The sequence below is a fragment of the Frankia sp. CcWB3 genome (genome assembly GCF_977927595.1).
Window position 1 is genome coordinate 1 of sequence record NZ_CDWRCK010000340.1, and the last position, 3,530, is coordinate 3,530.

Consider the following 3,530-nt stretch of genomic DNA (forward strand, 5'->3'; position numbering starts at 1 on the left):
CAACAGATCCAACTCCGGATCTAGATCCAGATCCGATACACACCCGTAACATGCGCCGTGCCACCATCCGGCCGGTGGGCTGCTCTGCCAGCCGATCTGCCAGCCGATGGATTCGGCGCATCCGAGCGGTGCCCCGCACGAACCACCGGCTGGTCGCGCTCGCACTGGCTACCGCCTCCGGGGGATACCGACGGCGATGACTGTGGACGGACTCCCCCACCTGGATCAGCGCGGTGTGCCGCAGCACGGCGGCACCGTCCACCAACCATCCCATCGACCATCCCGTGGGGCAGACCCACTGGTAGCCGAGTCGACGGGCCGCGCCGATGGCCGAGCCGATATCCAGCACCTCGAGGTCACCGAAAGTGCACAGTCTGGTGGATCGGCCGTACGCTTGCAGGTCCATGACCTGGACATCGGGATGTGAACGTAATCCGACCATCACTGCTTGCAGCGCCAGGCGTGACGTCGAACAGGAGAAGCCATGGGTGACCACTACAGCCAGATTGCGTGACGCACCGGGCACCCGACCGCTCCAGTGATCATGACTCGTGGTCAGGATCTCACGATCCGCCGTAGGTAGTGGCCCGTAGACGGTAGGAGCCGAGTAGGACACTCCGCTATCCTCCCCACATACCGGCCTTCGTTTCATGCCCATGACGATCGTGAGACGCCCAGCGCCGGGCATCGAGTTACTCACCGGGTCGACGCTGCCCCACCACACACCACCTGGAGGAGTCGTCTTGAGCGTCGTCCTTTTGCTCACCAACGCCCCTGGCCCGTCCGCCGAGTCGTTTCCGTCGCTTGGGCTTCTCACCCACACCGTACGGGTCGCCCCGCTCGAGGCGAGCGCGCTGCTGGACGCCCCGCCGGTGGATGTGATCGTGGTGGATGGCCGCCGGGAGCTTGTGATCGCCCGCGGTCTGTGCCGGCTGCTACGCACCACCGGGCTCACCACGCCGCTGCTGGCGCTGGTGACCGAGGGTGGGCTGGCGGCGGTGTCCGCGGACTGGGGAGTCGACGACGTCGTCCTCGATTCCGCGGGTCCCGCCGAGGTCGAGGCCCGGTTGCGGCTGTCCATCGGTCGCGTCGCCGCAGCCGGCGGCACGGCCGAAGCCGGTGTCATCCGGTCCGGCAACCTGTCGGTCGACGAGACCACATACTCGGCCAAGTTGCGGGGCCGGCCACTCGAGCTCACCTTCAAGGAGTTCGAGCTGCTGAAGTACCTCGCGCAGCACCCGGGCCGGGTCTTCACCCGCGCCCAGCTGTTGCAGGAGGTCTGGGGTTACGACTACTACGGCGGCACCCGCACGGTGGACGTCCACGTCCGGCGGCTGCGAGCGAAGCTCGGCCCCGAGCACGAAGCGATGATCGGCACTGTTCGGCACGTCGGGTACAAGTTCGTCGCGCCGCCCATCGCGCCGCTGCCGGAGAACACCCCCGGGGAGGCCGGCCGGGTCGGCCGTGACGAGTCCCGGACCCCCGAGCGGGTCTGACGTCACCGCGGACACCCGTCCGCCGCGTGGCACCCGGTATCCCGGTACCCCGGCACCCCAGGCACCGTCAGTAGGACGGCACCGTCGGCGCGAGGCCCAGCTCCCGGCTCCGGAAGCCAGGATTCGGCCTCGCGCCCGGGTTCTCGCGTCCGGGTTCTCGACCGCACCGTCGAAGGCCACCCAGCGTCATACGGTCGTCCGGTGACCTCGCTGAGCTGGCAGCAGACCCTGAGCGCCATGGACGTGGACGACATCGTGAGCCTCCTCGCCGCCGCGGAGCGGGCGGACGGCTCCGGGCCGGTGTCCGAGGACATCCGACTGGCCCTCCGGCCCGGATTGCGGATCGGCGCGGGCCGGCACCTGCTGGCCGTGTCGGCCGCCGCGGACACGAGCGCCCCGAATATCCCGGACGCCCCTGGTGACCAGGACGCCGCGGACACGTCGACCATGCCGGGCCGCACCCCCGCCCGGCGGATCATCGGCTACGCCCATCTGGGCGGCGTGGACCAGGCGCGGCAGGCCGAGGTGGTCGTCCATCCCGACCACCGCGGGCGCGGCGTCGGCACAGCCCTGGTCGGCGGACTGACCGAGGCCCTCGCGGCGCCGTCGTCCCGCCTCGACATCTGGGCCCACGGCGACCTGCCGGCCGCCGCGGCATTGGCTACCCGGCTCACGTTCACTCGCACGAGGGTGCTGCTCCAGCTTCGGCGACCGCTGGCGACCGGGACGCCCCTGCCGGACCCCCGGCTGCCGGCCGGTGTGACGGTCCGCACCTTCGTCCCCGACCAGGACGACCAGGCCTGGCTGGCCGTCAACGCGGCCGCCTTCGCTGATCATCCGGAGCAGGGCCGGTGGGCCCTGGACGATCTGGCCCGGCGCCGGGCCGAGCCGTGGTTCGACCCGCGTGGCTTCTTCCTCGCCGAGCGCGACGGCGCACCCGTCGGCTTCCACTGGACGAAGGTGCACGAGACCGACCAGACGCCGCCACGGAACGCGCAGCCGGGGCCCATCGGCGAGGTCTACGTGGTGGGCGTGCTCCCGGGCGCGGGCGGCGCGGGACTCGGCCCGGCACTCACCCTGATCGGCCTGCGGCATCTGCAGGCCGAGGGGCTCGACTCGGTCCTGCTGTACGTGGACGAGGACAACGTCCGCGCCGTGCGGATGTACACCGGACTCGGCTTCATCACCTACGTCCGCGACGTCTCCTACCACTGGGAGAGGCCGTCCACGGGTTGATCCGGCCTGGTCCGGAAGACCCCCGCGGCTCAGGGGCCGGAAGGCCCCCGTGACTCAGGCGCCCTGACGGGTCGCCAAGCCGCGCGCGGGGGCGGAGTCGCCGTGATCGACGTCTATCACGACACTCAGGTTCGTGACATGCAGCAGGCGATAGGCATCCTCGTTGAGGTTACGCAGCACGAGGCGGCCACCGGCCGACCGCTGACGCTGGTGGGCGAACAGGATGACCGCCAACCCCTGCGAGTCGAGGAAGCTCACCTGCTCCAGATCCACGATGATCTCTTTGACTCCGGCGACCCGTGCGTCGAGCAGTGCCTCGCGCAGGGGATCCAGGGACGAATAGTCGATGTCGCCGGCCGGATACACGACGATGGCATCACGGTCGGTCACCTCAACCCGCACGCTTGGCTCCATGGCTCCGCTTGCGACCGGACGGCGTGAGCGCCACGGGAAGCCGGCCGGGCTGCCTCCCGCGTCGCGCCGCGCCTTTGGGCAAGCGCGACCATGGCGCCGTACCCCGACCTAGGTACTTCCACACGCGGCCGACCCCCGCCGGGGGCGACTTCTCACCGCACGCTCGTCAGCACGCCTGTCCGCGCCCCGCCCGTCGTCATCCGCCCGTCCGTCCCGCATGCTCCCCGCCGCGCGGGATGGGATGACGAGCTGCCCGATGAGAGCGTCTACGCATGGACATCGGATCTGGATCTGTCGCTGATCTTGTGATTCTTCTGGCCCGCCGGCGATCATCGGGTGAGGAGGGCCCGTTTGCGGAGCAGGCCGAAGCTGGCGCGGCCGAAC

General features: G+C 70.3%; 3 protein-coding genes and 1 pseudogene. 2 read left to right on the top strand and 2 right to left on the bottom strand.

The window, feature by feature from the left end; translation table 11 throughout:
• Positions 1-406, bottom strand: a pseudogene (locus ACY5KJ_RS18710) (hypothetical protein); the annotation flags it as partial.
• 337 nt (positions 407-743) lie between these two features.
• Between ACY5KJ_RS18710 and ACY5KJ_RS18715 the strand changes: the two are divergent.
• Positions 744-1,496, top strand: coding sequence for a response regulator transcription factor (locus tag ACY5KJ_RS18715; RefSeq protein ID WP_462189224.1), 753 nt, complete (start codon positions 744-746; stop codon positions 1,494-1,496).
• A 201-nt stretch (positions 1,497-1,697) separates the two neighbouring features.
• Positions 1,698-2,732 carry a mycothiol synthase gene (gene mshD / locus ACY5KJ_RS18720; protein ID WP_462189225.1) on the top strand — a complete coding sequence of 345 codons (1,035 nt, stop codon included), beginning with the start codon at positions 1,698-1,700 and terminating at the stop codon, positions 2,730-2,732.
• Positions 2,733-2,786: 54 nt separating this feature from the next.
• On the opposite strand, the gene ACY5KJ_RS18725 is transcribed toward mshD, so the two are convergent.
• Positions 2,787-3,146: an STAS domain-containing protein gene (locus tag ACY5KJ_RS18725; protein WP_462189226.1), complete on the bottom strand. Its 360-nt coding sequence runs from the start codon at positions 3,144-3,146 to the stop codon at positions 2,787-2,789.
• Between the last annotated feature and the right edge of the window lie 384 nt (positions 3,147-3,530).

Excerpts from the sequence above, each read along its gene's own strand:
- ACY5KJ_RS18725 (WP_462189226.1), bottom strand. The coding sequence starts at position 3,146 with ATGGAGCCAAGCGTGCGGGTTGAGGTGACCGACCGTGATGCCATCGTC.